This window comes from Arthrobacter sp. TmtSoilC77 (assembly GCF_059739415.1).
Genome location: NZ_AP046050.1, coordinates 3,540,760 through 3,566,810 on the forward strand (window position 1 = coordinate 3,540,760; position 26,051 = coordinate 3,566,810).

The window sequence follows — 26,051 nt, forward strand, 5'->3', positions numbered from 1 at the left end:
TGGAAGTGGGCGCGTGGCGCTCAGTTGCTCAGGTAAGCCAGAAGGTCGTGGCGAGTCAGGATGCCCACTGGCGCCCCAACGAACGTGACCATCACAGTATCGACGTCGGACAAGAGCTCGCGTGCCGCGGAAATGGTCTCCAGGGATCCGATAACGGGCAGGCGCTCCCCCATGTGTTCCGAGATCTTGTCCGTGAGTTTGGCTTCGCCACGGAACAGTTTGGTAGTGAGGCTGCGCTCATCAACGGCGCCCAGGACCTCGCCCATCACTACGGGCGGTTCCTGCGAGAGGACCGGGATGTGTGAGACGCCGAACTCGTTCATGATGTTGATGACGTCCCGAACAGTCTCGTTCGGGTGGATGTGGACCAGGTCCGGCATCTCTCCTGTCTTGGACTTCAGCACCTCGCCCACGGATGACTCTTCGCCGCCGGAAAGGAAGCCGTAGGAGCGCATCCATTGATCGTTGAAGATCTTGGCAAGATAGCCGCGGCCCGAATCGGGGAGAATCACCACAACCACCGCGGACTCGTCCAGGTCCTTGGCGGCCTCCAGTGCAGCGACCACGGCCATGCCGGAGGAGCCACCCACCAGGAGGCCCTCCTCGCGTGCCAGGCGGCGGGTCATGGCGAACGAATCGGCATCCGAAACGGCAATGACCTGGTCCGGGACGGTTTTGTCGTAGTTGGCTGGCCACATGTCCTCGCCAACGCCTTCAACGAAGTAGGGGCGCCCTGTGCCGCCCGAGTACACAGAGCCCTCGGGGTCCGCACCGATGACCTTGACCCGGCCGCCGTCGGACGCGGGACGGTCTGCCGAAACTTCTTTAAGGAAGCGGCCCGTGCCGGTAATGGTGCCGCCCGTTCCAGCGCCAATGACGACGTGCGTCACCCTGCCGTCGGTATCGCGCCAGATCTCCGGTCCTGTCGACTCGAAGTGGCTGCCCGGGGCTGCTGGATTGGAGAACTGGTCCGGCTTGAAGGCACCGGGAATTTCCTTAACCAGGCGGTCTGAGACACCGTAGTAGCTTTGCGGGCTGTCGGGGGCAACAGCTGTGGGCGTCACCACGACTTCCGCGCCGTACGCGGCCAGGACCGCCCGTTTGTCCTCGCCCACCTTGTCAGGCACCACGAAGACGCATTTGTAGCCCTTTTGCTGCGCTACGAGCGCCAAGCCGACTCCGGTGTTCCCCGACGTCGGTTCAACGATGGTTCCGCCCGGCTGCAGCCGCCCGTCCTTTTCCGCTTCTTCGATCATCTTCACGGCGATGCGGTCCTTGATGGATCCGCCGGGATTGACGTACTCGAGCTTGACCAGGACGGTGGCTTTGATCCCGTCCGTTACGTGGTTGAGCTTGATGAGCGGCGTATTGCCGATGAGGTCCAACACAGACTGGGCGTACTTCATAGGTACAAAGTTACCGCCTGCCCGTAGTCCGCCCCGCCGTGCCCCACGTGCGGAGCATCACTTCCCGGCAGAGGAGTCCGTTTGCCAGAGGCCCAGGATGTTGCCCTCGGTGTCTTTGAAGTAGGCGTACCAGCCCATGCCGGGGACGGCGTCCTTACCTTGAACTATGGAGCCACCCGCGGATTCCACCTCGCCGAGGGCAGCATCCACATCATCCACGTCTATGGTGAGGATGGGATTTTTCAGGTTGTCCGTTCGGGGGAACAGGGCACCATTGATGGCTCCGGGTTCCTTGGGCCTGCCGGTCTGTTCATCGGACGGAGTAGTGATGGCGATCGTGTAATCCATTTCCTGCATAGGGCTGAGATTCCAGCCGAAAGCACTTTGGTAAAAAGTGTTCGCCCTGTCGTTGTCATCCGTGGGAATCTCGAAATGCACTATTCCGGCCATGGTTTGCGCTCCTGGATTTTGGGGGTCGGACGCGGCCCACCCGCGCCACATCAGGGAGTCTAGACCCGGGAAGCGGCCGCCGTAAGAGGCTTGCAGGAGTGAATTGTCAGCCAGCCGTGGGACGATGAAAACATGACCATTGCAGACGCCCCGCCCCTTGTTGCGGCTGCGGCAGACGCTTCCATACGATGGCACGCCGACGCCTCCTACAGGCTCGACCAAACCATGTTTCCCCTGATGCGGGGCAATGCCGACCCCTCTTTCGCGGCCCATCCCAACGGGTTCTGGATGGCCTTCACTACTCCTTCAGGAGCAGTCACCCTGCGGCTTTCCGCAGGCGGCCCGGGACCTGATTCATTTGTCGATGCGCAGGCCTGGGGGCCCGGCGCAGAGCACGCCATTGCCGGCGTACCACGGCTGCTCGGCGCGGACGATGATTGGTCCGCTTTTGACGAACCCGTCTTCCATGCAACTCTCCCGCGCCTGGTCACTGAAGCACGACGCCGGAACCTGGCTCTGCGGCTACCCTCCACGGGCCGGGTGGTTGACTCCCTTGTGCCCACCATTCTGGAGCAAAAGGTCACCACCTTGGAGGCAAGGCGTGGCTACCGGTACTTGATGTACCGTTTCGGAACCAAAGCCCCCGGCAGTGCGGCTCCTCCCGGGCTCCTCGTACCTCCCACTGCACGGCAATGGTTGGCCGTTCCGTCCTGGGAATGGCATAAGGCCGGAGTGGGGCCACAACGCTCGGCGACGGTGATGCGGGCGCTGCAGTCCGCCGTCGGGCTTGAACGTTTGGCCGGCCTGGACCCAGCCCGTGCCGGAGCCAAACTGCAGACCATTCCCGGAATCGGCGTTTGGACTGCCGCGGAAGTGGTCCAGAGAACCCACGGCTGCCCGGATTCAATCTCCGTGGGCGACTACCATCTTGCGTCGTTCGTGGGCTATGCGTTGCTGGGACGGAAGATCGACGACGCCGGCATGCTGGAGCTGCTGGAACCTTGGCGCGGACAAAGGCAGCGGCTGGTCCGAATGCTTTACTTGAGCGGCTTCCGGAAGCCCACCTTCGGCCCACGGATGACCGTCCAGGACCATCGCGGCCACTGACCTTTTAAAGCAACGCGGGGTCACTTAGGGCCCATGTTTGCTCGTCCAAAGGGCCGTAAATGACCCCGCGTTGGGTCATACCCTCTTGATCCTGGAGATCACCCCGGCGAAGCCTTCGGCAAGGTCGTCTGCATTGACTTTGAAGTAAGACCACCCCGCTCTGAGGAATGCCTCGTCGCGCCGGTTGTCCCGGGACTGCTGTTCACGTGTCAGGTGATGGGCGCCGTCGTACTGCACAGCGATTCGAAACCGCCGGTACCCGAGGTCGGCCCTCGGTGACATCGGATCCAGCACGTCCAACTGCAGCTGGAGTTCAGGTTCCGGAAGGCCGGCATCCCGCATGGCCAAACGAAGGAATGTTTCTGGATACGAGTCCGCACCCACCCTCATTTCGTCCAGCGCAAGGCGGGCTTTCTCCACGCCTTGGAGGTTGGGGTGTTGTCGAATTAACAGCCGCAGACCAGAGGGGTAAGCATAGGGTTCGGACCGTGCTTCGAAGGCTGGCCGAGGGCGACGGATCAGCTGATCGCCCATCGCGATCACGTAGTTCAGCGGCAGGTCCTTGGCCAAGTCCAGCCAGGTGCGAGGACGAACTGAAACCGGTACTCCCTCGAAATCCATGACTTCACCGGGGTGGACGCGCACTCTGTGGCCCGTCACTCCGGCACGGCGGACCCTCGGGAGGATGTGCGGTTTGCTCAGGTGGATGGCGTCTCCCCCGCCCATCCAAGGGGGAAGCCCCAAACCCGTGAGAAGTGCGGCAGTTTCGTGGGAAACCCAGGCCCCGGGTGTTGCGGCGGCCAGAACCCGCGCCCGTTCCAGCAGTTCAATCTCACGTCCCGTTGGCAGATGAATCAGCCGTCCGCCGTCGGAAATGTCCTTTGCCCTGAGCCTTTTAGCTGGGATACCGAGCTCGCGGGACTCGTACGTCGTGAAAGCACGGTACTGGAGTTCGTCGGGCAGAGGGTTGATACGGACCATGCATTCCAGTGTGTCGGTTTGGCCCTGCCCGCACGGGGTTATCCACAGCCCGGATACCGATGACAGCAACGCGGGGTCACTTAAGGCCCATGAAGGTCGTCAACATGGGCCGTAAGTGACCCCGCGTTGCATCTAGAGGTGCAGGCGGGACACGGCTTCCTGGCGCATATCTATCTTCCGGACCTTGCCCGAGACGGTCATCGGGAAGCTCTCGCGAACATCCACATACCGGGGGATCTTGTAATGCGCCAGTTTGCCACGGCAGTACTCGGCGATGTCCTCTTCCGTGAGCGTCGAGACTCCGGGCTTGAGGATGATGCAAGCCATCAGCTCCTCCCCGTATTTGGCGTCCGGAACACCGATTACCTGCACATCCTGGATGGACGGATGCAGATACAGGAATTCCTCGATCTCCCGGGGATAGATGTTCTCGCCACCACGGATCACCATGTCCTTGATCCGGCCTTCAATCACCAGATACCCGTCCTCGTCCATTCGAGCGAGGTCGCCCGTGTGCATCCAGCCCTCTGCGTCAATGGCTTCGGCCGTCTTGTCCGGCTGGCCCCAGTAGCCCTGCATCACGGCGTAGCCGCGCGTGCACAGCTCGCCGATGACGCCGCGCTCCACCACTTCACCCGTTCCCGGATCCACTATCCGGCTCTCAAGGTGCGGCATGGTCGTGCCCACTGTGCTGGTCCGATGCTCCAAAGTGTCCCCCGCCCGGGTCATGGTGGATACCGGCGAAGTCTCGGTCATGCCGTAGCAAATGGCCACGTCCACCATGTGCATTTCATCGATGACCCGGCGCATCACCTCGATGGGACACAGCGACCCCGCCATGACGCCCGTCCTGAGCGTGGAGAGATCGAACGTGGCGAAGTCGGGCAGCGCGAGTTCGGCAATGAACATGGTGGGAACGCCATAAAGCGACGTGCCGCCAAAGTCCTGCACGGCTTCCAACGCCGCGGATGGGTTGAACCCCCTGCTTGGGATGATGGTTGCTGACCCGAAGCTCAGGGCATTCAGGTTCCCGATCACCATTCCGAAGCAGTGGTAGAACGGGACCGGAATCACCACGCGGTCATGTTCCGTATATCCCAGGAGGCGGCCGATCGAGTGGCCGTTGTTGAGGATGTTGTGGTGCGTTAAGGTGGCACCTTTCGGGAAGCCCGTGGTGCCCGATGTGTATTGAAGGTTGATGGGATCGTGCGGATCCAGTTCGGCCATGCGGTCCCGTAGCGCAGAAGGCCCGACGCCGTCCGCCCGGGTCAGGAGTTGAGCGTACGTCAGTTCGTGGCCGGCCTCCGGGACACCGGCTGAGAGGCCAACTTCCGGATCTCCGGGGAGGAAAACGATCTCCCTGAGTTCAGGGCACGTACCCGCGGTCTCCCGGGCCATGCCCACATAATCGCTGTTCTTGTCGGAGGGCGCAGCCACGAGCATCCGCATGCCGTTCTGCTTGACCACGAACTCCAGCTCGTGCCTGCGGTAAGCCGGGTTGACGTTGACGAGCACGGCCCCGATCTTTGCCGTGGCGTACTGCAGGATGGTCCACTCGGCACAGTTCGGACTCCAGATGCCAATGCGCTCACCCTTCTCAAGGCCCAGGGCGAGGAGCGAGCGGGCGAGGTGATCGACGTCGTCGTTAAGCTTTTCGTAGCTCCAGCGACGGGCGTCGCCGCCGGGTGTGGCAGCTGCTTCGATCAGGGCGTCCCTGAGCGGGAACTGTGATGCGATGCGTTCAAAATTGGCACCGATGGTCTCTTCAAGCAGCGGGACGTCAGTGTCTCCGGCGGTGTAGGACAACATGACCGAACGCTACCAAGACAGTCCGCGCAACAGAACCGTAAAGTGGACAATCGCCTCCGTGTCCTCCCGGTAGGGTTGGATCCATGAGTGCACCCATCGACCTGCAGGCCACGTTCATCCCCAACGACGGCGAGTTCTTCCGCGTGAAGCTCGCCTTGGAAATCGCGATCGACGAGGTCGTCAACGAGCCCGGCTGCATCCGTTATGAACTGACCGAAGCCACCGAGGAGAAGCTGGTGCTCACAGAGCGCTGGGAGTCTGAGGAGGCCTTGGAGAAGCACTCCAAGGGCATTGCCGTCCAGGACTTGAACGAATCCCTCAGTGCGCTGCTTGCCGAGCCGGTCCAGCTCGAACGGCTCTAGGCTCTACACGTCGCGAAACCGCTGGAAGAACGCGGAAACGCCCGAAACGCATCGAGGTCGCCGGAATTTATCCGGCGACCTCGATGCGTTTCCGGCGATTTCGCCGCGTTTGGTCTAGCTTTCCTGGGCCTCGGCACGTGCCTTGGCCACGTGCGCGTGGACTTCTTCCATGTCCAGGCCCTTCACGGCCTCGATGACCTGCTCCAGCTGCTGGCCGTTGAGGGCACCCGGCTGGGAGAAGACAAGCACTTTCTCGCGGAATGCCATGAGCGTGGGGATCGACGTAATTCCGGCTTCGGCGGCGAGCTGCTGCTCAGCCTCGGTGTCCACCTTCGCGAAGAACACATCGGGGTGTTTCTCCGAGGCTGCCCCGTAAGTGGGCGCAAATTGGCGGCACGGGCCGCACCAGGCAGCCCAGAAATCCACCAGGACAATGTCATTGCCTTCGATGGTCGATGCGAACTGTTCTCCAGTGATGTCAACTGTAGCCATGTTTCCACGGTACGCGACCCCGCCCGCTAAGTCCCGTGGAGAGGGGCGTTGTTCGCTTCCCGCGTCAACGGGAATAAACGGCTACTTGCCCAAAACGTATTTGAGCGCGGACGCGTAGAACGGGGCCACCTTGTTGTGCCCGGTCTGGTTCATGTGCACATCATCCAGGTAGTTCCAGGTAGCCCCGGCGATAGTTGCTGTGCCGGACATCGAGATGCGGGGCCAGCCCCGGAGAGCGGCTTCGCGGGTCAAGAGCCCGTCCACCCATCGACGTTGGAAATGGCTGGCGTCATAGCGGGAGAGAACACCGGTGACAAGGATCGTACTGCGGGGATATTTGCGGCGCAGTTCATCCCACAACCGGTTGGCCTGGGACAGGATCGCGGCATCGGTGGCAAAAATCCGGGCGTCGTTTCCGCCAAGAGTCACCACCACCAGACCTGGGTTCCCTTGGGGCAAAAGGATCCTGTCCAGCACCAGGGCATCCGTCGCTGAGTTGCCACCAACCGCCGGGCTCCCCGAAACGTATCCCATCCCACCGATACTCCGGACCACCTGGCGGGTATAGCCAGCGGCCCGGGCACCCTGTTCGCCCCATGAATCCAGGTCCAACTGCGAGTCGCCAAGGAACACCACAGTGGAAGCATCGACTGCTTCGGCTGAATACAGCTCCTGCGTGGAATCGTTCCAGATGGTTTCCAACTTTTGGAAGGCGACGTGCGAGCCCCTTGCATCTGTCCAGGTGTCACGCAACGGCCAACCGAACTCACCCGGGTTGATGGACCACACTTTGTATGTGGAGTGCCCCACAATCCGAGCTCCAGTGGCCGGCCCCCAGACGAGCCAGCCGTTGACGAACTGCTGCACCAGGCCCCCGGCCCGCGGAAGTTTGTCCGTGAGCGGCAAACCCAATTGACCGGCAGCTCCACCCAGGGCCACATAGCGGTTGTGGACATCGCCGTGCGTGGTGGAATGCGCACCCGTTGCCGCCGACCAGTAGACCGTGCCGCCCTGGAAGAGTTGGTAGACGAAGTCGTTTTGCCGGTTTTCCTCGCCGACCGGATATCCCAGGGCACCGTTCTGGCCGCCAGTCGAGGACCAGTAGCTCCTGATGGCTCCCGTCAGGGCCCTCGCGCCGGTCGAGGGCGACCAGATGATGGTTCCGTGCTGGTACTGCTGTGACGAGCCACCATTGCGCAGTCCCGTCGCTTCATCCGTGATGGGGTAGCCAAACTCGCCGCTTTCCAGCCCGGATTGGCGCCAGCGTTCACGGATGGCACCCATGGAGGGATGTGCCCCCGTCGCTGGCGACCATACAACAAAGCCGTGTTCGAAGACCTGGTAGGCACCGCCGTCGGGTAGTCCGGTGCGTTCGTTTCCGGCCGGGTACCCTAGGAAACCAGCCTCAAGACCCGCTCTCCCCCATGCCAAGTGGATGGATCCCGTTGTGCGTTGGGCGCCCGTTGCCGGCGAGAAACTGATCGCTCCGCGTTCGAAGATTTGCTTGGAACCTCCATTGCGCAAGCCGTTTGCAGTGTCTGTTGTGGGATAGCCGTGATAGCCGGCAGGACCGTTGGCCTCCCACCATGCGGTGCGCACTGGTCCATTGACCACTACGCGGGCCCCCGTGCGGGGCGACCACGCGATATCGCCGCCGACAAACCGTTGCACGCAGCCTGTGCTTGAGCATTCCTCCGCTGCCGTGGGGCGGATCAGCACGCTGCGGGCCCAGGTGCTGGTGCTGTAAAGCTGGCCGATGGCGCCTGTGACGGGAGGCGTGGTGGCCTGAACCTGGATGCTCCCCGATGATGGCCCGGCTTCCACGGGTAGAGCGGTTCCGAGCAGGCCCAGGGTCACCAGCAGCGCCGCAAATGACCCGGCAATTTTGCTTTTCTTCGACGATGAAGCCGACCCTGTACAACCCACTTCTCTACCCCTGCATCTTCGGGCGCCCAGGCGCCGTCACTGCTCCCCCACGAAGACAGTCAAGCCAGTATGTTCGACGGCGGCAGTTGAGGCAGTGGCGACGCAGCGTTTGGTGTCACATCGTTATGTTCCAGCCAGCCGCGAGCCTTTCAATCCCAGCCTCTTGATACGGATTGAACAGGTGTTTAGTGTATTAAACATGCGTTTAACCGCAGAAGATGTGTCCACCCGGGCACGCATTCGCGATGCCGCCATTGGTCTGTTCGGCCGCGATGGTTTCGGTCCTGCCACCGTCCGGGCGGTGGCCTCTGCGGCGGGTGTCAGCCCCGGCTTGGTGATCCACCACTTCGGCAGCAAGGCCGGCCTGCGCGAAGCCTGCGACCAGCACGTCCTCGCGCAGACCGCCAGCCAGGGCAAGGAAAAAACCGACCCTGCCACGGCACGTCAATTGATCCAGGATTACCTCAACCACCCGGACCAGTACGCGGATGAGATCGCCTACATTCGGCGCTCCCTGGGCGACGAATCCGAGGCCGGCGACGCATTCTTCGACGCCGTGGTGCGCCAGACGCAGGACATTATCGAAGCCGGCATCGCGGCCGGCACCATCCGCGAATTCAACGACGTCCGGTCCACCGCCGTCGTTATTGCATCCAACAGCCTCGCGATGCTCATGCTCGGCAGGCACCTCTCACGGGCGCTGGGAGCGGACGTAACGGAACCGCACGGCATAGGACCGGAACTGCTGCGGCAACTGACCATCCCGGCGCTGGACATCTACACCAACGGCTTCTATGCGGATTCGCGGTTCCTGGAAGCGGCCCGCGACGCCCTGCAGCAAGACGCCAACAACCAAGGAAGGGAGCATGCCCCGTGACCCAGGCAATCGTCGTCGAAGGGTTGCGCAAGAAGTTCGGCCAGCGCGAGGTCCTCCACGGACTCAATTTCGCCGTTGAACCGGGAACGGTCTTCGGCGTTATTGGACCGAATGGAGCGGGCAAGACCACCACCATGCGCTGCCTTCTGGACATCATCCGGCCAAGCGCGGGAACGATTTCAGTGTTGGGGCAGGATCCACGTCGCGCCGGAACCGGGCTGCGCCGCAGGATCGGTTACCTCCCTGGGGAACTCCACTTGGAGAACCGAACCACGGGCCGGCGCATGCTTGAACACTTCGCGGCCATCAGCGGCCCGGTAGAGCCAAAATATGTCAACGAGTTGGCAGAGCGGCTGGATCTGGATTTGGACCGGCAAACCCGAAAGCTCTCCAAAGGGAACAAACAGAAGCTCGGCCTCCTGCAGGCGTTCATGCACCGCCCCGAACTCCTGGTGCTCGATGAACCAACCAGCGGCCTGGATCCCCTGGTCCAACAGGAGTTCCATGCACTCATCCGCGAAGTGGTTGACGACGGCGCAACGGTCTTCCTCAGCTCTCACGTACTGAGCGAGGTCCAGCAGGCCGCCGACGCCGTAGCCATACTCCGCGACGGCGGCATCGTAACGATCTCCACTGTTGAGGCCTTGAGGAACGCGGCCGTACGGCAGTTGCGGTTCAACGCGGCCGGCGCAGAAAAGAACGACCTCGGCGCGCTGCTTGCGCGGGTGCCGGGCGTCGCCAATGTTGTGCTGCGGGAGCTTCCTGGTGACGGCGCAGCGGAAGCCGCGATCGAAGCAACGGCGACACTTTCGGGTCAGGTCCAGCCACTGGTGCAGGAACTGGCCCGGCTGAACCTCAAAGACCTCGTCTTGGAGGAGCCGGATTTGGAGGAAGCCGTTCTGACTCTCTACACGGGGAACTATGCGGGGACGGGGCATTACGTCGGCAACGGAAACGGACACAAATCCGTGAGCCACACGGAAGGAGCACACCATGCCTAAGTTCCTCCCTCTCTTCACCAAGGCCCTCACTGATTCGTGGCGGTCCACTCTCGCGTGGGCCCTGGGGCTGACGGCTGCGATCATGCTGTACCTGCCCCTCTATCCGTCCATCGGGGGCAGCGCGCAAATGCAGCAAATGATCGACGCACTCCCCCAGGAGATGACCAAGGCCCTGAACTATGACCAGATAGCCACTGGACCTGGCTACACACAGGCCACCCTGTTCGGTCTGATCGGTTTCCTGCTGATGTCCATGGCATCCGTTGGCTGGGGCGCGGCTGCGGTGGGCGCGGACGAGGAGTCTGGGCTCCTGGAATTGACCTTGGCCCATAGCGTGACCCGGATCCAGGTGGTCCTTGAACGCGCCCTGGCCCTCGTGGTGCGCGTCGCGATCCTTTCGGCCGTGGTCTTCCTGTTGGTGCTCGTGCTGAACGGGCCCTCGAAACTGGATATCGACGTCGGGCATCTCTTCGGCGCGGTAGTGCTGTTTGCCGCTTTGGCATTGCTGAGCGGAACAGCGGCGCTGTGCGTAGGTGCGCTGACGGGACGGAAGGTTTATGCGATTGCCGCGGGTGCCGCCGTCGCCGTCCTCGGTTATGTCTTCAACGCGGTTGGGAGGCAAAGCCCCGACGTCGACTGGCTGCTGAACCTTTCGCCTTACCACTGGGCGTACGGCAATTCACCCGTGACGAACGGCGCTGATTGGGGAGCCGCAGCGGGCTTGCTTGGCATCTCTGCGGCGCTTATCGTCCTGGGCGCGGTTGCACTCCAGCGGCGGGACGTCGGTGTTTGAGTTCCCCTATGCCCACACATGCGGAGCTGGCCGGCGCGCCCCTGGGAGCGCATTGTTTTCCCGCCACTCATGGATCCACTCCGGCAATTCCAGATCAGCCGGTGGCGCACCGAACTCAGCAATAATCTCTTCCTGCGTCACCGGCTTCCCTTTATTCACCAGGCGGGTTGCGATGTGGGCGCGGGCGTAGATCTCTCCGTCCACCACCATGCGCTGCTCAAAGTAGATGGCTTTGGTGTCCAGTCCAATGATGCGCGTTTCGATGGAGTAGCGCTGCCACAGTTGCAATGACTTGCGGAAAGCGATGGTCTCTCCCGCTGCAACGGGACTCCAGCCGCGCCTGCGCATCTTTCTCCAAATACCGCTCCGAACCATGAGGTCGAAACGGCCAAGGTCCATCAAGGAGAAATACATACCGTTGTTCACGTGCATCGCGATGTCGATGTCCGTCGGCAAAACACGCAGAGGCAATGAGGACGTTTCCCAAGCACCCAAGGGCGAACGCCTGGATGAAGTGAACAGCAGCATGAGGGTGCGAAGAAGCAAATGCATGCAAGCAATGTTACCCGCGAGTAACTTCTGGGGGAAGGCCGGCCGCATGGTGGACACAGTCCCAATGCTGCGTTAGTACATCCAACGCTTTATGTCCAACGATTGCACAAACGTTTACCGCCAGTTCATCCATCCCGTGCACAATATCTGAAACCCGGAAACACCAACCCACCAGGGAGATCCCTTTGAGCACTCTGACTACCAAGCCGCACGCGGACGTCTGGCCCGACCTCGCACGGCACCAGGACGTGGTACTCCGGGACGCCCGGGGCAACCGCATCGAAGGAACCATCGACGGCATGACCGATGACCGCAGCACACTCTGGGTGCAGCTCAAGGGCGGTTTGGGCCGGCAACTGGTTCACCACATGGACGGATACTGGCTGGAGACTCCCACCGTCTGACCCGTTTCCCAGTGGCGCGCATTGGTGCTGTGGCTAGGATTCCCGTATGACTCAAGCGCGATACCGGGACCTCGTCGAATGGCCCCTCATGGCGACGGCACTGATTTTCCTCGCCGCATATGCCTGGCAGGTCATAGGACGCGTGGACGGCGCGGCCGGCCTTCCCTTCGAAATAATCCTCTGGATTACCTGGGGGATCTTCGCGCTGGACTACTTCGCCAACCTTTGGCTGGCCGAGGATCGAAGGCGATGGTTCATCTGGAACCTGCATGAACTCCTCATCGTGGTGCTCCCCTTCTTTCGGCCGCTCCGGCTCCTTCGACTGGTCACGCTCCTATCCGTACTGCAACGCACAGTAGGGGAAACCCTGCGCGGACGCGTGGCCACATACGTTGCCGGCTCGGCCGCCATGTTGGTGCTCATCGGCGCCCTGGCAGTGCTTGATGTGGAGCAGAATGCGCCGGACGCCAAGATCCTGACGTTCGGCGACGCTGCATGGTGGGCCATCACCACCATCACCACAGTTGGCTACGGAGACCTCTACCCCGTCACCCCCATCGGCAGGGTCGTGGCGGCAGCGCTCATGATGAGCGGGATTGCCGTCCTGGGTATCGTGACGGCCTCCATTGCCTCGTGGCTGGTGCAACGAATCGAGGAAAACGCGGAGGATGTCGCGGCGGCCGCGGAAACCAAAGCGGCAGCCGCCGAAGAACCGGTCCGCGCTGAATTGGCAGACCTTGTCACTGAAATTGCAGCGCTAAGGCGTGAGATCGCGGAGCTTCGGAAGAGCGCAGAACTTCGGAAGAGCACAGAGCCATAGCGCAAAAAAATCCCCGGAACCTGATGGTTCCGGGGATTTCCCTTGGGTGGCAGATGAGGGATTCGAACCCCCGTAGGCGTTGCCAGCTGATTTACAGTCAGCCCCCTTTGGCCGCTCGGGTAATCTGCCGAACTTCAAAAGAAGATCACTTCCGGAGACCGTTTCTTTTCGATCCGGTAACCGAAGGCAGAGACAACCTTACAGAACTTCCGGCCAAGAATCTAATCGAGAGCGGACACGCCGGAATGGCCTGTATTTCAGGCTTCTCCGAGGATCCGGCCAGCCAGTTTCGCTTCAAACTTTTCTGCTTGCTCAGCCGTGATTTGGTTGAGTTCCACCGCGCGCTGCAAATCCGCATGAACGCCGTCCATCCGCGAGGCCGCATCCGGCACCGGGCTCAGGACGATCGACGCCGCCACGGTCACCGCTGCCACCGCACTCGCCGCGGCTGCCGCTGCCGTACCGATCGAACCGGCTGCCGCCGATGCGGACTTCGTGACGTAGTGGACGGCTTTGTGGCTCATGCTTACCTCCGGGGATGGGCTCTTCCAACTGGTACAACTCTCAAAGATCCACCTCGGTTCCAACCAAGCATGTGCTGTGAGCGAACTGTGAAAGTTATCCACGGCCCCATCCCGCGCCTTCCGTACTAGGCTGGATGGCAGACAAACCGCCCTTACCGGGCCCCCAACCTAAGGAGAGTCATGGCAGGCGAATCAACATTCGACGTCGTCAGCAAGGTAGACAAGCAAGAGGTCGCCAACGCGCTCAACCAGTCCCAGAAGGAAATCGCGCAGCGCTACGACTTCAAGGGAGTCGGCGCGGAAATTGACTTCAGCGGCGAAAAGATCCTGATGAAAGCCAACTCGGAGGACCGTGTCCTCGCCGTCCTGGACGTCTTCCAGTCCAAGCTCATCAAGCGTGGCATCTCCTTGAAGTCCCTGGACCAGGGCGAGCCCTACCCCTCCGGGAAGGAATTCCGGCTGGAGTGCACCATCAAGGAGGGCATCGCACAGGACATCGCCAAGAAGATCAACAAGATCATCCGCGACGAAGCGCCCAAGTCCGTCAAGTCCCAGATCCAGGGCGACGAGCTTCGCGTCACCTCCAAGTCCCGCGATGACCTGCAGGAGACCATGAACATCCTCAAGAAGTTCGAAGAGGCAGACCTGCAGTTCGTGAACTTCCGCAGCTAGGCTGCGGACGCTGCACCGCCAGCGTCATAAAAGCCGGGGTCCGGCGCCGCTCAGGGCGCTGGATCCCGGTTTTTTGTGGCATGACTACATCGATTGTCGTAATGACAGGGGACATTAGGGCACAAACTTTTTGCGTAATCGTACCGCGGCAGTATTCTTCATCATTAGGCAAGCCTAAGTATGGCTACCCTGAGTGAAAGAAACGCACATGACCGCCAACTTCCTGATAGGCCTGCGTGAAGGCCTCGAGGCCTCGCTCATCGTGGTCCTCCTGATGGCCTACCTCATCAAGAGCGGCAGGCAGTCGCTGCTCCCCCGGCTCTGGGCCGGCGTCGGGCTGGCCATTGCCATCTCCCTCGCTTTCGGCGCTCTTCTCACGTTCGGCCCACGGGGCCTCACCTTCGAGGCCCAGGAAGCGATCGGCGGAGGGCTGTCCATTGTTGCCGTCGGCCTCGTAACCTGGATGGTCTTCTGGATGGCGCGCACCGCCCGCAGCCTCGGAAGCGACCTCAGGTCCCACGTGGATAAAGCAGCCGACGGCGCCGCATGGGGCCTCGTGCTTGTTGCGGCACTGGCCGTTGGCCGCGAAGGACTTGAAACAGCGCTCTTCATTTGGGCCGCAGCGCAAGCCACCGGCGAAACCACCTTCCCCCTCCTCGGCGCCCTGCTTGGACTCCTGACAGCTGCCGGACTCGGATACCTGCTTCACCGCGGCGTCCTCAAAGTCAACCTGGGCCGCTTCTTCACCTGGACTGGAGTGGGACTCATAGTCATTGCCGGGGGCGTCCTTGCTTATGGCATCCACGACCTCCAGGAAGCCGGCATCCTTCCCGGCCTGCATAGCCTGGCCTTCGACCTCTCAGCTGCGGTTCCGCCGTCGTCGTGGTACGGAACCTTGCTGAAGGGCACGCTGAACTTCTCCCCGGCCACCACGTGGCTGGAAGCAGCAGCCTGGCTGCTTTACGTCATCCCGGTCCTGTCCCTGTACATCCGGGCCAACCGTTCCCATCCCCCGGCGGCGGCAGCGAAGACGACGGCCCCGAAGCCCGCAGTCGCCGTCCAGCAATAAGTACCGTTCAGCAGTAACTACGGTTCAGCAGTAAACACGGTTCAGCCGTAAACACTGTTCAGCCGTACGATCCCGCACCCCCCCAACCCGCGCGCAGGCCTCGCACCCCGCTCGTTCCCACAACCCAAAGGACCCCCATGCTTGGCACGTTCCTGTCCCCCGCCACTTCCCCGAAGCTTCGCAGGACCCTCACCGTCATCGGTGTGGCTGCGGCCGTCCCCATGGTTCTGGTGGGCTGCACTGACAATGCAAAAACCACGGCGGCCACAGATGGGCCGATCCAGGTCAGCAGCACCGCGAATGAATGCAAGGTCTCCACAGGTACTGCTCCCAGCGGCAACCTGACGTTTGCCGTGAAGAACGAAGGCACCGAGGTCACCGAGTTCTACCTGCTGGCCGAGGACGGTTTGCGGATCATCGGCGAAGTGGAAAACATCGGGCCTGGAATTACCCGGAACCTGGTGGTCACCGCTCCTGCAGGCAAGTACAACACCGCCTGCAAGCCGGGTATGCAGGGCGATGGAATCCGGGCTTCGTTTGAGGTCACAGAGTCCGGAAACAAGCCGAGCGCGGACGCCGATTTCCAAAAACTTCTTGAGACCGGCTCCCAGCAGTATGCCGCCTACGTCAAGGACCAGACGGAGCAACTCGTTACGGGCACCAAGGCCTTTGCAGATGCCTTCGCAGCCGGCGATGCCGCAAAGGCCCGTGAACTGTATGCCGCAACCCGCATGCACTGGGAGCGGATCGAGCCCGTTGCAGAATCGTTTGGGGATCTCGATCCCAAGCTTGATGCACGCGAGGCCGATCTCGAGCCCGGCCAGGAATGGACCGGATGGCACCGCGCAGAGAAGGACTTGTTCCCGCCTGCGGACTACACCGCCATGACCCCGGCCGAACGTAGCGCGATATCGACCCAGCTGGTTGCAGATACTGCAGACCTCGCAACGCGTACCCGCACAGTGGAGTTGACGGCTGACAAGCTGGGCAACGGCGCCAAGGAGCTCCTCGATGAGGTTGCCACGGGTAAGGTGACGGGCGAGGAAGAGATCTGGTCGCACACCGACCTCTGGGATTTCCAGGCCAACGTGGACGGCGCCCGCATCGCTTTCGAGAGCCTGAAGCCGGCCCTGGAGCAAAAAGACGCCGAGCTCGCCAAGTCCTTGGACGAGAAGTTCGCAGCCCTCCAGGCCGAGCTCAAGAAGCACGCCAAGGGCGATGGCTTCTCCTACTACAACGAGCTGAGCCAGGATCAGATCCAGCAGCTCGCCGCCTTGGTCGATTCCTTGGGCGAGCCACTGTCCAAGCTCACCTCGGCTGTCGTGCTGTGACCGGCTGCCCCTACGGGCACACCGGCGAAGCCCCGGAGGCTCCAGGTGCCGGACAGCCACTGAATGTGAATCGTAGTGAGGCTGACGCTTCAGCCCGCGCCGGCGAGGCGACCGGCGTCGTACGCTCCACGGGGACGTCCGACGGCGGTGCGTCGGCAACCGCCGGCACCTCCCGGCTGTCCCGCCGTGGCCTTCTTTCCCTTGCCGGAGTGGGCGGCGCTGGCGCAGTCGCTGGCCTCGCCGCAGGTTTCCTGGGCCACGACCTGGTCACGGCCGGTGCTGCATCGGCTGCGGAATCCGACGCAGGGGATGCTGTTGTTCCCTTTTTCGGCGAGCATCAGGCCGGCATCACCACCCCGGCCCAGGACCGCCTTCACATGGCTGCGTTCGATGTCACCACGGAGGACCGGAAAGAGCTGATCAAGCTCCTGAAGGATTGGACTGCTGCGGCTGAGGCCATGACGGCGGGCCGCACGACGGGTGCGACCGGCGCCGTCGATGGCCCCTACGAGGCCCCGCCGGAAGACACCGGTGAGGCGCTGGACCTGGCCGCCGCGAAATTGACGTTGACCTTCGGTTTCGGCGCAGGGCTGTTCGAGAAGAACGGCAAGGTGCGCTTCGGTTTGGACGGTCGCCGGCCCGAAGCCTTGATCGACCTCCCGCATTTCCCCGGTGATGACCTTCAACCTGGCCGCACCGGAGGCGACATCGTGGTCCAGGCTTGCGCCGACGACCCCCAGGTAGCCGTTCACGCCATCCGCAACCTTGCGCGCATCGGTTTCGGAAAGGTGCGTGTCCGCTGGTCCCAATTGGGCTTTGGCCGCACGTCCTCCACGTCCCGTGCGCAGGTGACGCCCCGCAACCTCTTTGGGTTCAAGGACGGCACCAACAACCTCAAGGTTGAGGACAAAGCCCTCCTCGATGAGCATGTCTGGGTAGGTTCCCCGGCTTCGCCGAGTGAAGAGTGGATGAGGGGCGGCAGCTACCTTGTGGCGCGCAGGATCCAGATGCATATCGAGATCTGGGACCGGACGTCCCTGGGTGAACAGGAAGGCCTGATAGGGCGGACGAAGGGCGTGGGGGCGCCGTTGTCCGGTGGCGAAGAGTTCACGGCGCCCGATTTCAAGCTCGCGGGCCGCAACGGTGACCCGCTCATTCCCTTGGACTCGCACGTCCGCCTGGCCCACCCCGACCAGAACGGGGGTGTGCGGATGCTTCGCCGCGGCTACAACTTCACCGACGGCTCAGACGGACTCGGGCATCTGGACGCGGGGCTGTTTTTCATCGCGTTCGTCAAGGATCCGCGGACCCACTACGTTCCCATGCAGCTGGCTCTGGCCAAGGGCGATACGTTGTCCGTGGAATACCTGAAGCACACGGGCTCCGGCCTTTTTGCCGTGCCTCCGGGGATCCAGCAGGGCGGCTTCATCGGTGAAGGACTTTTCGCCTAGGCTGATTTCTCTATTACGTCGTGAACCCGCTATTCCGTTGTTGGCCGACCACGGAATAGCGGGTTCACGACGTTTTAGCCCTGGGAAAGCCGTGTCCTTAGGAAAGCGGCCGCCCAGCCATCCGCTCAAGCCTGGTGATGCGCTCCTTCATGGGCGGGTGCGTGGAGAACAAGCGCCGCATGCCACCGCCACGGAACGGATTGGCGATCATAAGATGCGAGGCATTCACGAGCCGCTGATCCTGTGGGAGCGGAAGCTGGGAGACGCCCGATTCGATCTTGCGCAGCGCCGAGGCGAGCGCCAGTGGGTCGCCGGTCAGCTCGGCACCGTCCTCGTCGGCGTCGTACTCCCGGGTGCGGGAGATCGCCATCTGAATGAGTGAGGCCGCGAACGGCGCCAGGAGCGCCATGGCGATCATCGCGAGCGGGTTGGCATTGCGCCGGTCCCCGCCGCCGAAGAACAACAGCATCTGCCCCACGGACGTGATCACGCCCGCCACGGCAGCCGCCACGGACGACGTCAGGATGTCCCGGTTGTACACGTGCATGAGCTCGTGCCCCAGGACACCCCGGAGTTCGCGGGCATCAAGGACATGCAGGATTCCCTCGGTGCAGCAGACAGCGGCGTTCTTGGGACTGCGCCCGGTAGCGAAGGCGTTCGGCGTCATGGTGGGCGAGAGGTAAATCCGCGGCATGGGCTTGTTGGCCCGCACGGAAAGCTCCCGGACGATCTGGTACAGCTGCGGGGCTTGCGCTTCGCTGACCGGATAGGCCGCCATGGAGCGGATGGCGATCTTGTCGCTGTTCCAGTATCCGTAGGCGGTAGTGGCTACCCCGATCAGGGCAAAGATCCAGATGGGGGTGGTGCTGCGCGTACCGGCTCCGATAATGGCGCCCAAACCCAACAGCACCGCCCACAGCACACCGAAAAGCGCCGCGGTCTTGAGTCCATTGTTGTGTTTGTGCACGGTTGTTCTTCCACTCTCGTTGGCTCGCGAACAGTTCTGTACCGATTAACGCCGACGGCGGTCGCCGTGTTCCGCAGCCGGCAGGCCTGGGCTGCCCTGCCCCGCCCTGCCCTGCCCTGCCCTGCCCTGACAGAGGCTGCCGGCTAGGGCACCGGATGCTTCGCATCGTACGCGACGAAGCCCGGCTGCAGGCGCGATGCCAGCCAGGCCAGGAGAATGCAAACGATTCCGCCGATCAGCAGCACCCCGCCTTCGCTGAGGAATTGCGTGACACCGCCGGCCAGCATATCCCCCACTCGAGGCCCTCCTGCGACCACCACGATGAACACTCCCTGCAGGCGTCCGCGCAGGTGGTCTGGCGTGGCGGCCTGGAGGATGGTGGTGCGGAAGACCGCACTGACAGAGTCGGAAATCCCCGCCAGCGCACAACACAGGGCAGCCGGGAGGAGCCAGGGTGTTACGCCCTCGCGGCCCGAATCTCCAGCCAGCAACACCACCAGGCCAAAGCCTGCGATCGAGGCACCCCATCCGACCACCGACCACACCACGGCGCTGCCCTGGCGCCTCACCCTGCCAAGTGGACCGGAAAACAAGCCCGCCAGGAAGGCTCCCACGGCCGTGGATGCCAACAGCAGGCCCACGGTTGTTTCACCGCCGCCAATCATGACTGCACCAATTGCAGGCATCAGGGCACGGGGTTGGGCGCAGATCATGGCGATGAGGTCAATGATGAAGGTCATACGGACATTGGGCCGCGTGCCGAGGAACCGGAAGCCCTCCACCACGGAGCGAAGCCCCGGCCGGACGGCATCCTTGGACGGTGGCAGCGGCGGGAGTTTGGCAAGGCCCCACAGGGCAAAAGTGAAGCTGATGACATCAATCGTGTAAGTCCATCCGAAACCGATCGTGGCCACCAGCACGCCCGCCAGGAGTGGCCCGGCAGTCATGGACAGGCCGAACGTCAGCATGCTCAACGCATTCGCCGCCGGGAGCAGATCCTTGCGGACAAGCAGCGGAATGATGGCGCTGCGGGCTGGACCGTTGATGCCTTGTGCGCCGCTTTGGATGGCAACCAATGCGTAAAGCAACCAGATGTTGCCGATCTCCAGCCAGGCCTGCAGTGCGAGGCCAGCGGTGGTGACCCAAAGGACCAATGATGCGATCAGGGCAACTTTGCGTCGATCGTAGGCATCGGAGATGGAGCCGCCGTAAAGCCCTGCGATGATCAGCGGAACCAACGCGAAGATTCCCAGGAGGCCTACATAGAAACTCTCCTGGGTCAGTCGGTAAACCTCCAAGCTGACGGCCACCAACGTGAGCTGGGTACCGATGGCAGCCACCGAGGCTCCGAGCCAAAGCCGCCGGAATGCCGGGCTCTCCTTGATCGGGGTGATGTCTGCCAGTAGTTTCGCCACCTAGCCACCCTAGCGACCCCAGTGACGTCCTTGTCCGTTTGGCTTCCATGGTGCGTCTCCCGCCGTAACGCACTGATTGGTAGGCTCACCCGGGGAAGGAGTCCACATGGTCTTGTCGCGACGATTGCTGTTCCGCTCGGGCATCTGGGAACTTGCCAGGCCGCGCCACCCTTTGACCACCGGGCACGTGCTGATCCGCCTCTCGGACCCTTCCACGGAATTTACTGAAACCTCGGCGGCCGACTGGTTGTTCTGCCACAACCTCCTCCGGGCAGCCTTGGACGAGGTCCTGGGAGCGAAGCGTTTCACCGTGATGTTCGCCCACCGGTGGCACCCCTTGGGTGCGGCTATCGGCGAGCCGGTGGCTGAGTCGTCCACGCCCACGTTCCACCTCTTCGCTCGTTGGGAATCGGAAAGCACGACGCCGGGACGCCAACTCGCGCTGCCGGCCCACCATCGCGTTCCCGTGCCTGAGGACATCCTGGACGTCGTGGATGCGCGGATCCGGGATTCTCTCCAGCTCAGTGCCGCCAACGTTGCGAAAGCACCCACCGGTCAGGTGGGGTCCGCGCCTTCGGCCACGTCCGGCGTCGTACCCGTCCAAGTGCCGTTACCGCCGGTGCCGTTCCCGCCGGCGCCGTTCCCGCGGGTGGCGACAGTTGATGCAGCCCGCCATCACAGTGTGATTGAGCCCGCCAGCGGTGCCGCCGCGATTTCCGCTGTCCTTCCAGCGGAGCTCGTTGCCATGGGGAGCGCCCTGGGTGCCCTGCCGTTGACCAGTGGACTCACCGGCTTCAGCTGCGTAGCAATCGAAGGCGGGGATCCGGGCGAAGGCGGGAGTCCGGGCGAAGGCGGGAGTCCGGGCGAAGGCGGGGATCCGGGCGAAGGCGGGAATCCGGGTTCAACCCTGCGGATCCATGCGGTGGGTCGATCTGCTGCGGAGGAAGCCAATCCGATGGTGGATTTGTTTAATTTGCCGGAAGTTAGCTTTGCCTTATTGTGAACTGATCAAAATAAGTGCTTCAATGGGTGCATGACCGATCACACAGCCGACCAGGAAGCATGGGCCAGTGCCCTGCATGCCCACGGCAGGCGTGTGACCAAACAGCGGCTGGCAGTGCTGGCCGCGGTCCAGCACCATCCGCACTCCCCGGCAGAAGGCATCCTTGCCGCTGCCCGCAAAGAGCTCCCTGAACTGACGGCGCAGTCCGTTTACGTTGTGCTCAGCGACCTCACGGATCTGCAGATGCTGCGCCGCTTTGAACCCCCGCACTCCCCGGCGCTCTACGAAACCCGGGTTGGCGACAACCACCACCACGCCGTCTGCATCAGTTGCGGCCGCGTGGAAGACGTGGACTGCGCCGTGGGACACGCACCGTGCCTCACACCGCACTGGGATGAAAATTCCAAGCCCATGACCATCCAGATCGCAGACGTCCTGTATCAGGGCATCTGCCAGGATTGCCAGGCTAAACAACAGCTCCCCAAACAAACGTCCGTAACTCAAAAATAAGAACAAGGAGAACAATGACTGCTATTTCAACAACCCAGTCAGGTGCCCCCGTTACTTCCGACGCGCACTCCAAGTCCGTCGGCGCCGACGGTGCCATCATCCTGACCGACCACTACCTGGTGGAGAAGCTTGCACAGTTCAACCGCGAGCGGGTCCCGGAGCGTGTAGTGCACGCCAAGGGTGGCGGCGCTTTCGGTACGTTCAAGACCACCTCTGACGTATCGGCCTACACCAAGGCAGCGTTCCTGCAGCCGGGCGTCGAGACGGACATGCTGATCCGTTTCTCCTCCGTTGCCGGCGAGAATGGCTCTCCTGACACCTGGCGCGACCCCCGCGGTTTCGCCGTGAAGTTCTACACCTCCGAGGGCAACTACGACCTCGTGGGCAACAACACCCCGGTGTTCTTCATCCGCGACGGCATCAAGTTCCCGGACTTCATCCACTCCCAGAAGCGCCTCCCGGGTACCCACCTGCGTGACGCTGACATGCAGTGGGACTTCTGGACCCTCTCCCCCGAATCCGCACACCAGGTCACCTGGCTCATGGGCGACCGTGGCCTCCCGGCTTCCTGGCGTGAAATGCAGGGCTACGGCTCGCACACCTACCAGTGGATCAACGCCGCCGGTGAGCGCTTCTGGGTCAAGTACCACTTCAAGTCCAACCAGGGCGTCAAGACCATCACTGGCGACCAGGCTGAGCAGCTGGCAGGCTCGGATGCAGACTTCTACATCCGCGACCTCTCCGAGAACATCGAAGCCGGCAACTTCCCCTCGTGGGAACTGCACGTCCAGGTCATGCCCTACGAGGACGCCAAGACGTACCGCTTCAACCCGTTCGACCTCACCAAGGTCTGGCCGCACGCGGACTACCCGCTGATCCACGTGGGCACCATGGAGCTGAACAAGAACCCGGAAAACTACTTCGCGCAGATCGAGCAGGCCACCTTCGCGCCGTCGAACTTCGTACCGGGCATCGCTGCCTCGCCGGACAAGATGCTGCAGGCCCGCATCTTCTCCTACGCCGATGCACACCGCTACCGCGTGGGCACCAACCACGCACAGATCCCGGTGAACCAGCCCAAGAACCAGGTCAACAACTACAGCCAGGACGGCGCAGGACGTTACCTGTTCAACGCCCCCTCCACCCCGGTCTACGCACCGAACTCCGTTGGTGGCCCGGCTGCTGTTGAGCCCGCTTCACCGGCAGGTGGCTGGGAGAACGACGGCGAGCTCACCCTCTCCGCGCACACCCTCCACTCCGAGGACAGCGACTTCGGCCAGGCCGGTACCCTGTACCGCGAGGTCTACGACGACGCCGCCAAGGCCCGCCTGCTGGACACCATCACCGGTGCCGTGGGTGGCGTGAAGAGCGCCGACATCAAGGAACGCGCCATCCAGTACTGGACCAACGTTGACGCCGAACTCGGCGCCAAGCTGCGCGCCAACCTCGGTGCAGGCCAGACCGCTTCCGACGCCGAAGCAGCCAACAAGCTCTAAGCATCAGAGCCGGTAAGTACCAGGTCGAACACCCCGTTGCGGATCGCCGCAACGGGGTGTTCTTCTTTGTTTTTCCACATAGGCGGGCTGGGCTCTGGCTGCTCTGGTGCCGCGGTCCATAGGATCCTTCCATGAGCACATTCGAGGGAATTCCGTCCGCAGCCTTCCGCTTCTATGAAGAACTGGAAGAGAACAACAACCGCGAGTGGTGGTTGGAACACAAAGACACCTACGACGCCGCCGTCAAGGAGCCGCTGGCGGCCCTCCTTTCGGAGCTGGAGCCTGAGTTCGGGCCGGCGAAGATCTTCCGGCCCAACAGGGACATCAGGTTCTCCCAGGACAAGTCGCCCTACAAAACGGCCCAGGGCGCCTTCGCAGCGTCACACGAAGGCCTCGGGTTCTACCTCCAGGTAAGTGCCGACGGTCTGTTGATCGGTGGCGGCTGCCATTCATACACTCCCGCGCAATTGGCACGCTTCCGCGCGGCTGTGGACGCTCCCGATAGTGGAGGGGAACTGCAGCAGATTGTGGACTCAGTTGCCGCAGCGGGTTTCGCCATCCAGGGCGAGAAGCTCAAGACCGTTCCGCGGGGCTTCGACAAAGACCATCCACGCGCCGAGCTCCTTAAGCACAAGTCCTTGTCTGCCGGCGTCGAGGTTGGTGAGCCGGAATGGCTCTCCACGCCGTCGGCAAAACACGAGATCGCTGACCGGTGGGAAGTGCTGAGGCCGCTGGTGGAGTGGGTTGGGAAGCACGCTGCACCCTAGGACTTGGTCCTCCCCGGAACAGCGCGCGTTCCGCCGTCAGTCAGCGCCCGGGAACACCAAGGCGCGCGGGAACACCAAAAGCGCCCGGGAATTGCAGTTCCCGAGCGCTTTCGATGGTGATTCCAGCCAGCTGTCTGACAAGCGGCCGGGATTGGTTTAGACCTTGGTAAAGGAGTCTTCGTCCTCGTCGCCCTTGACCGCGGGGGTTGCAGAACCGCCATTAACGGCTGACCTGGCTGAGGCGAACTTCTCGTTGAGCCGCGAGTGGCGCTGCCCGTAGGAGAAGTAGATGAGCATGCCAATGACCAGCCAGATCGCAAAGAAGATCCAGGTTTCGACTGCCAGGTTGGTCATGAGGTAGATGCACAGGATGGCGGAAACCCATGGCAGGACCTTGCCGAACGGGACCCGGAACGCGGGCTTGAGGTCCGGACGCTTCTTGCGCAGCACCAGGATTCCCAGGCTGACCATCACGAACGCGGACAGCGTTCCAATGTTGATCATTTCCTCCAGGAGATCCACGTTGGTCAACCCGGCCACCAGTGCCACTGCTGCACCACAAATGATCTGCAGGCGTGCAGGCGTGGAGCGCTTCACGCTGGTCTTTGACAGGGACCGCGGCAGCAGCCCGTCGCGGCTCATGGCCAAAACCACCCTGGAAAGGCCCATGAGCAGCACCATGATCACCGTGGTCAGGCCCACCAGGGATCCGAACGCAATGACCTTGGCGGCATCGTTGTTGCCTACGGCCTCGAAAGCCGTGGTCAATGTGGGGTTCTTTTCCTCTGCCAGCTGGGTGTAGGAGACCATGCCGGTCAGAGCAAGGGAGACGAGGATGTAGAGCAGCGTGACCACTGCCAGGCCCCCGAAGATACCGCGGGGCAGAGTCTTCTGCGGGTTCTTGACCTCTTCCGCGGAGGTTGCAACAACGTCAAAGCCAATGAAGGCGAAGAACACCAGGGCAGCACCTGCGAAAATGCCCAAAGTACCGTACTGGGCAGGAGCAGCACCGGTCAGGAAGCCGAAGAAGGACTGCTTCATGACATCGGCGGCACCCGTTCCGGAAGTTGGCTCGGAGGCAGGAATGAACGGTGTGTAGTTGGAGAACTTCACGTAGCTGAAGCCCACGACGATCACGAACAGCACTACGGCAATCTTGATCAAAGTGAAGATGTTGCCAACACGGGCGGACAACTTCGTCCCCAGCACCAGCAGCACCGTGAAGATCGCGACAATGAGGAAGGCGCCCCAATAGAGGTCCACGCCGCCCAGGCTGAGCGCCGGCGGGATATCCAGGCCCATCAGGGCGAAGACTTTGCTGAGGTAGATGCCCCAGTACTTGGCGATCACCGCAGCCGCCGTGAAGAGTTCGAGGATGAGGTTCCATCCAATGATCCACGCGAGCACCTCGCCCATGGTGGCGTAAGTGAACACGTAGGCCGAACCTGCCACGGGGATTGCCGTGGCGAATTCGGCATAGCACATGATGGCCAAGGCGCACGTGACGGCTGCGATGGCAAAGGAGATGGTGACGGCCGGGCCGGCAAAGTTTGCAGCAGCCTTGGCGCCAACGGAGAAGATACCGGCACCGACAGCGACGGCGACACCCATGATCATCAGGTCCCAGGTACTGAGGCTTCGCTTCAGCTTGCGCCCGGGCTCGTCGGCGTCGGCGATCGACTGCTCGATCGACTTGGTCCTGAAAATGTTCATAAAAATGCCACATTCTGGATGGGGGTGGTATAGGACTCATCAAGAATAGTGTCCGGTCAGTGGACGACCATATTTATCCCAGATAGTGAGACGGTCTCTGAGCCGGCGTTACTGGTGTGACTGGTGTGACGGAGGCGAGTAGCCCCCGTCACA

General features: G+C 62.3%; 26 protein-coding genes and 1 tRNA gene. 15 read left to right on the forward strand and 12 right to left on the reverse strand.

Features of this window, described 5'->3' with window-relative positions; translation table 11 throughout:
• Positions 1-20 precede the first annotated feature (20 nt).
• Both AC6I99_RS16335 and AC6I99_RS16340 read right to left on the reverse strand, forming a co-directional pair.
• The gene (locus tag AC6I99_RS16335; RefSeq protein WP_497961285.1) at positions 21-1,406 is read right to left on the reverse strand and encodes a cystathionine beta-synthase; all 1,386 of its coding nucleotides are present in this window, start codon (positions 1,404-1,406) and stop codon (positions 21-23) included.
• A gap of 57 nt (positions 1,407-1,463) precedes the next feature.
• Complete coding sequence (locus tag AC6I99_RS16340) at positions 1,464-1,856, reverse strand: VOC family protein (RefSeq protein WP_497961286.1); 393 nt, start codon at positions 1,854-1,856, stop codon at positions 1,464-1,466.
• 132 nt (positions 1,857-1,988) lie between these two features.
• Here AC6I99_RS16340 and AC6I99_RS16345 point away from each other — a divergent pair, with 132 nt between their 5' ends.
• Positions 1,989-2,963: a DNA-3-methyladenine glycosylase family protein gene (locus tag AC6I99_RS16345; RefSeq protein WP_497961287.1), complete on the forward strand. Its 975-nt coding sequence runs from the start codon at positions 1,989-1,991 to the stop codon at positions 2,961-2,963.
• A gap of 75 nt (positions 2,964-3,038) precedes the next feature.
• Here the strand turns inward: AC6I99_RS16345 and AC6I99_RS16350 are convergent, their stop codons facing one another.
• Together AC6I99_RS16350 and AC6I99_RS16355 are read right to left on the reverse strand one after the other, a co-directional pair.
• Positions 3,039-3,944, reverse strand: a complete 906-nt coding sequence (locus tag AC6I99_RS16350) for an endonuclease domain-containing protein (protein ID WP_497961288.1) — start codon at positions 3,942-3,944, stop codon at positions 3,039-3,041.
• Between the two features lie 132 nt (positions 3,945-4,076).
• Positions 4,077-5,753, reverse strand: a complete 1,677-nt coding sequence (locus AC6I99_RS16355; RefSeq protein WP_497961289.1) for an AMP-binding protein — start codon at positions 5,751-5,753, stop codon at positions 4,077-4,079.
• Positions 5,754-5,836: 83 nt separating this feature from the next.
• Here AC6I99_RS16355 and AC6I99_RS16360 point away from each other — a divergent pair, with 83 nt between their 5' ends.
• A complete protein-coding gene (locus AC6I99_RS16360) occupies positions 5,837-6,115 on the forward strand; it encodes a putative quinol monooxygenase (protein ID WP_224088414.1) in 279 nt (92 codons plus the stop codon).
• 114 nt (positions 6,116-6,229) lie between these two features.
• Here AC6I99_RS16360 and AC6I99_RS16365 read toward each other — a convergent pair whose 3' ends face one another.
• Both AC6I99_RS16365 and AC6I99_RS16370 read right to left on the reverse strand, forming a co-directional pair.
• Positions 6,230-6,607, reverse strand: a complete 378-nt coding sequence (locus tag AC6I99_RS16365) for a thioredoxin family protein (RefSeq protein WP_224088415.1) — start codon at positions 6,605-6,607, stop codon at positions 6,230-6,232.
• A gap of 81 nt (positions 6,608-6,688) precedes the next feature.
• Positions 6,689-8,464, reverse strand: coding sequence for an SGNH/GDSL hydrolase family protein (locus tag AC6I99_RS16370; RefSeq protein ID WP_497961290.1), 1,776 nt, complete (start codon positions 8,462-8,464; stop codon positions 6,689-6,691).
• Positions 8,465-8,732: 268 nt separating this feature from the next.
• On the opposite strand from AC6I99_RS16370, the gene AC6I99_RS16375 reads away from it, so the two are divergent.
• From AC6I99_RS16375 to AC6I99_RS16385, 3 genes are read left to right on the forward strand one after another with little or no spacing between them, the layout of a single operon-like run.
• Positions 8,733-9,410 carry a TetR/AcrR family transcriptional regulator gene (locus AC6I99_RS16375; RefSeq protein ID WP_497961291.1) on the forward strand — a complete coding sequence of 226 codons (678 nt, stop codon included), beginning with the start codon at positions 8,733-8,735 and terminating at the stop codon, positions 9,408-9,410.
• A complete protein-coding gene (locus AC6I99_RS16380) occupies positions 9,407-10,411 on the forward strand; it encodes an ABC transporter ATP-binding protein (protein ID WP_497961292.1) in 1,005 nt (334 codons plus the stop codon). The genes AC6I99_RS16375 and AC6I99_RS16380 overlap by 4 nt, the downstream gene beginning before the upstream one ends.
• On the forward strand, positions 10,404-11,204 hold the full coding sequence (locus tag AC6I99_RS16385) for an ABC transporter permease subunit (protein WP_224088420.1): 801 nt from the start codon (positions 10,404-10,406) through the stop codon (positions 11,202-11,204). The genes AC6I99_RS16380 and AC6I99_RS16385 overlap by 8 nt, the downstream gene beginning before the upstream one ends.
• A 6-nt stretch (positions 11,205-11,210) precedes the next feature.
• Here AC6I99_RS16385 and AC6I99_RS16390 read toward each other — a convergent pair whose 3' ends face one another.
• Complete coding sequence (locus AC6I99_RS16390) at positions 11,211-11,756, reverse strand: acyl-CoA thioesterase (protein WP_224088421.1); 546 nt, start codon at positions 11,754-11,756, stop codon at positions 11,211-11,213.
• Positions 11,757-11,941: 185 nt separating this feature from the next.
• On the opposite strand from AC6I99_RS16390, the gene AC6I99_RS16395 reads away from it, so the two are divergent.
• Together AC6I99_RS16395 and AC6I99_RS16400 are read left to right on the forward strand one after the other, a co-directional pair.
• Positions 11,942-12,160, forward strand: coding sequence for a hypothetical protein (locus AC6I99_RS16395; RefSeq protein WP_224088422.1), 219 nt, complete (start codon positions 11,942-11,944; stop codon positions 12,158-12,160).
• Between the two features lie 46 nt (positions 12,161-12,206).
• Positions 12,207-12,980, forward strand: a complete 774-nt coding sequence (locus AC6I99_RS16400) for a potassium channel family protein (protein WP_309925660.1) — start codon at positions 12,207-12,209, stop codon at positions 12,978-12,980.
• A 47-nt stretch (positions 12,981-13,027) separates the two neighbouring features.
• Here the strand turns inward: AC6I99_RS16400 and AC6I99_RS16405 are convergent.
• Both AC6I99_RS16405 and AC6I99_RS16410 read right to left on the reverse strand, forming a co-directional pair.
• Positions 13,028-13,109: transfer RNA gene (locus tag AC6I99_RS16405), tRNA-Tyr, on the reverse strand.
• Between the two features lie 128 nt (positions 13,110-13,237).
• Positions 13,238-13,504 (reverse strand): hypothetical protein, encoded by a 267-nt coding sequence (locus tag AC6I99_RS16410; RefSeq protein WP_216925007.1) that lies wholly within the window; start codon positions 13,502-13,504, stop codon positions 13,238-13,240.
• A gap of 180 nt (positions 13,505-13,684) precedes the next feature.
• Between AC6I99_RS16410 and AC6I99_RS16415 the strand changes: the two genes are divergently transcribed.
• From AC6I99_RS16415 to efeB, 4 genes are all read left to right on the forward strand, one after another.
• Positions 13,685-14,176, forward strand: coding sequence for a YajQ family cyclic di-GMP-binding protein (locus AC6I99_RS16415; protein WP_018776783.1), 492 nt, complete (start codon positions 13,685-13,687; stop codon positions 14,174-14,176).
• Between the two features lie 208 nt (positions 14,177-14,384).
• A complete protein-coding gene (gene efeU, locus AC6I99_RS16420) occupies positions 14,385-15,245 on the forward strand; it encodes an iron uptake transporter permease EfeU (protein WP_224088424.1) in 861 nt (286 codons plus the stop codon).
• Positions 15,246-15,382: 137 nt separating this feature from the next.
• Positions 15,383-16,576 (forward strand): iron uptake system protein EfeO, encoded by a 1,194-nt coding sequence (efeO, locus tag AC6I99_RS16425; RefSeq protein WP_224088425.1) that lies wholly within the window; start codon positions 15,383-15,385, stop codon positions 16,574-16,576.
• A complete protein-coding gene (gene efeB, locus AC6I99_RS16430) occupies positions 16,573-18,027 on the forward strand; it encodes an iron uptake transporter deferrochelatase/peroxidase subunit (RefSeq protein ID WP_497961293.1) in 1,455 nt (484 codons plus the stop codon). The genes efeO and efeB overlap by 4 nt, the downstream gene beginning before the upstream one ends.
• Before the next feature lie 97 nt (positions 18,028-18,124).
• Here efeB and htpX read toward each other — a convergent pair whose 3' ends face one another.
• Together htpX and AC6I99_RS16440 are read right to left on the reverse strand one after the other, a co-directional pair.
• Positions 18,125-18,994, reverse strand: coding sequence for a zinc metalloprotease HtpX (gene htpX / locus AC6I99_RS16435; RefSeq protein WP_309925647.1), 870 nt, complete (start codon positions 18,992-18,994; stop codon positions 18,125-18,127).
• A gap of 143 nt (positions 18,995-19,137) precedes the next feature.
• Complete coding sequence (locus AC6I99_RS16440) at positions 19,138-20,409, reverse strand: MFS transporter (protein ID WP_497944646.1); 1,272 nt, start codon at positions 20,407-20,409, stop codon at positions 19,138-19,140.
• A 106-nt stretch (positions 20,410-20,515) separates the two neighbouring features.
• On the opposite strand from AC6I99_RS16440, the gene AC6I99_RS16445 reads away from it, so the two are divergent.
• The 4 genes from AC6I99_RS16445 (at position 20,516) to AC6I99_RS16460 (ending at position 24,185) form a co-directional block, all read left to right on the forward strand.
• Entirely contained in the window at positions 20,516-21,412 is an 897-nt protein-coding gene (locus AC6I99_RS16445) for a hypothetical protein (protein ID WP_497961294.1), read from the forward strand.
• A gap of 30 nt (positions 21,413-21,442) precedes the next feature.
• Entirely contained in the window at positions 21,443-21,922 is a 480-nt protein-coding gene (locus AC6I99_RS16450; protein WP_224088431.1) for a Fur family transcriptional regulator, read from the forward strand.
• 14 nt (positions 21,923-21,936) lie between these two features.
• Positions 21,937-23,418, forward strand: coding sequence for a catalase (locus AC6I99_RS16455; protein ID WP_224088432.1), 1,482 nt, complete (start codon positions 21,937-21,939; stop codon positions 23,416-23,418).
• Between the two features lie 131 nt (positions 23,419-23,549).
• Entirely contained in the window at positions 23,550-24,185 is a 636-nt protein-coding gene (locus tag AC6I99_RS16460; RefSeq protein WP_497961295.1) for a DUF2461 domain-containing protein, read from the forward strand.
• Between the two features lie 156 nt (positions 24,186-24,341).
• Here AC6I99_RS16460 and AC6I99_RS16465 read toward each other — a convergent pair whose 3' ends face one another.
• Complete coding sequence (locus tag AC6I99_RS16465; RefSeq protein ID WP_224165064.1) at positions 24,342-25,898, reverse strand: amino acid permease; 1,557 nt, start codon at positions 25,896-25,898, stop codon at positions 24,342-24,344.
• Positions 25,899-26,051: the final 153 nt, after the last annotated feature.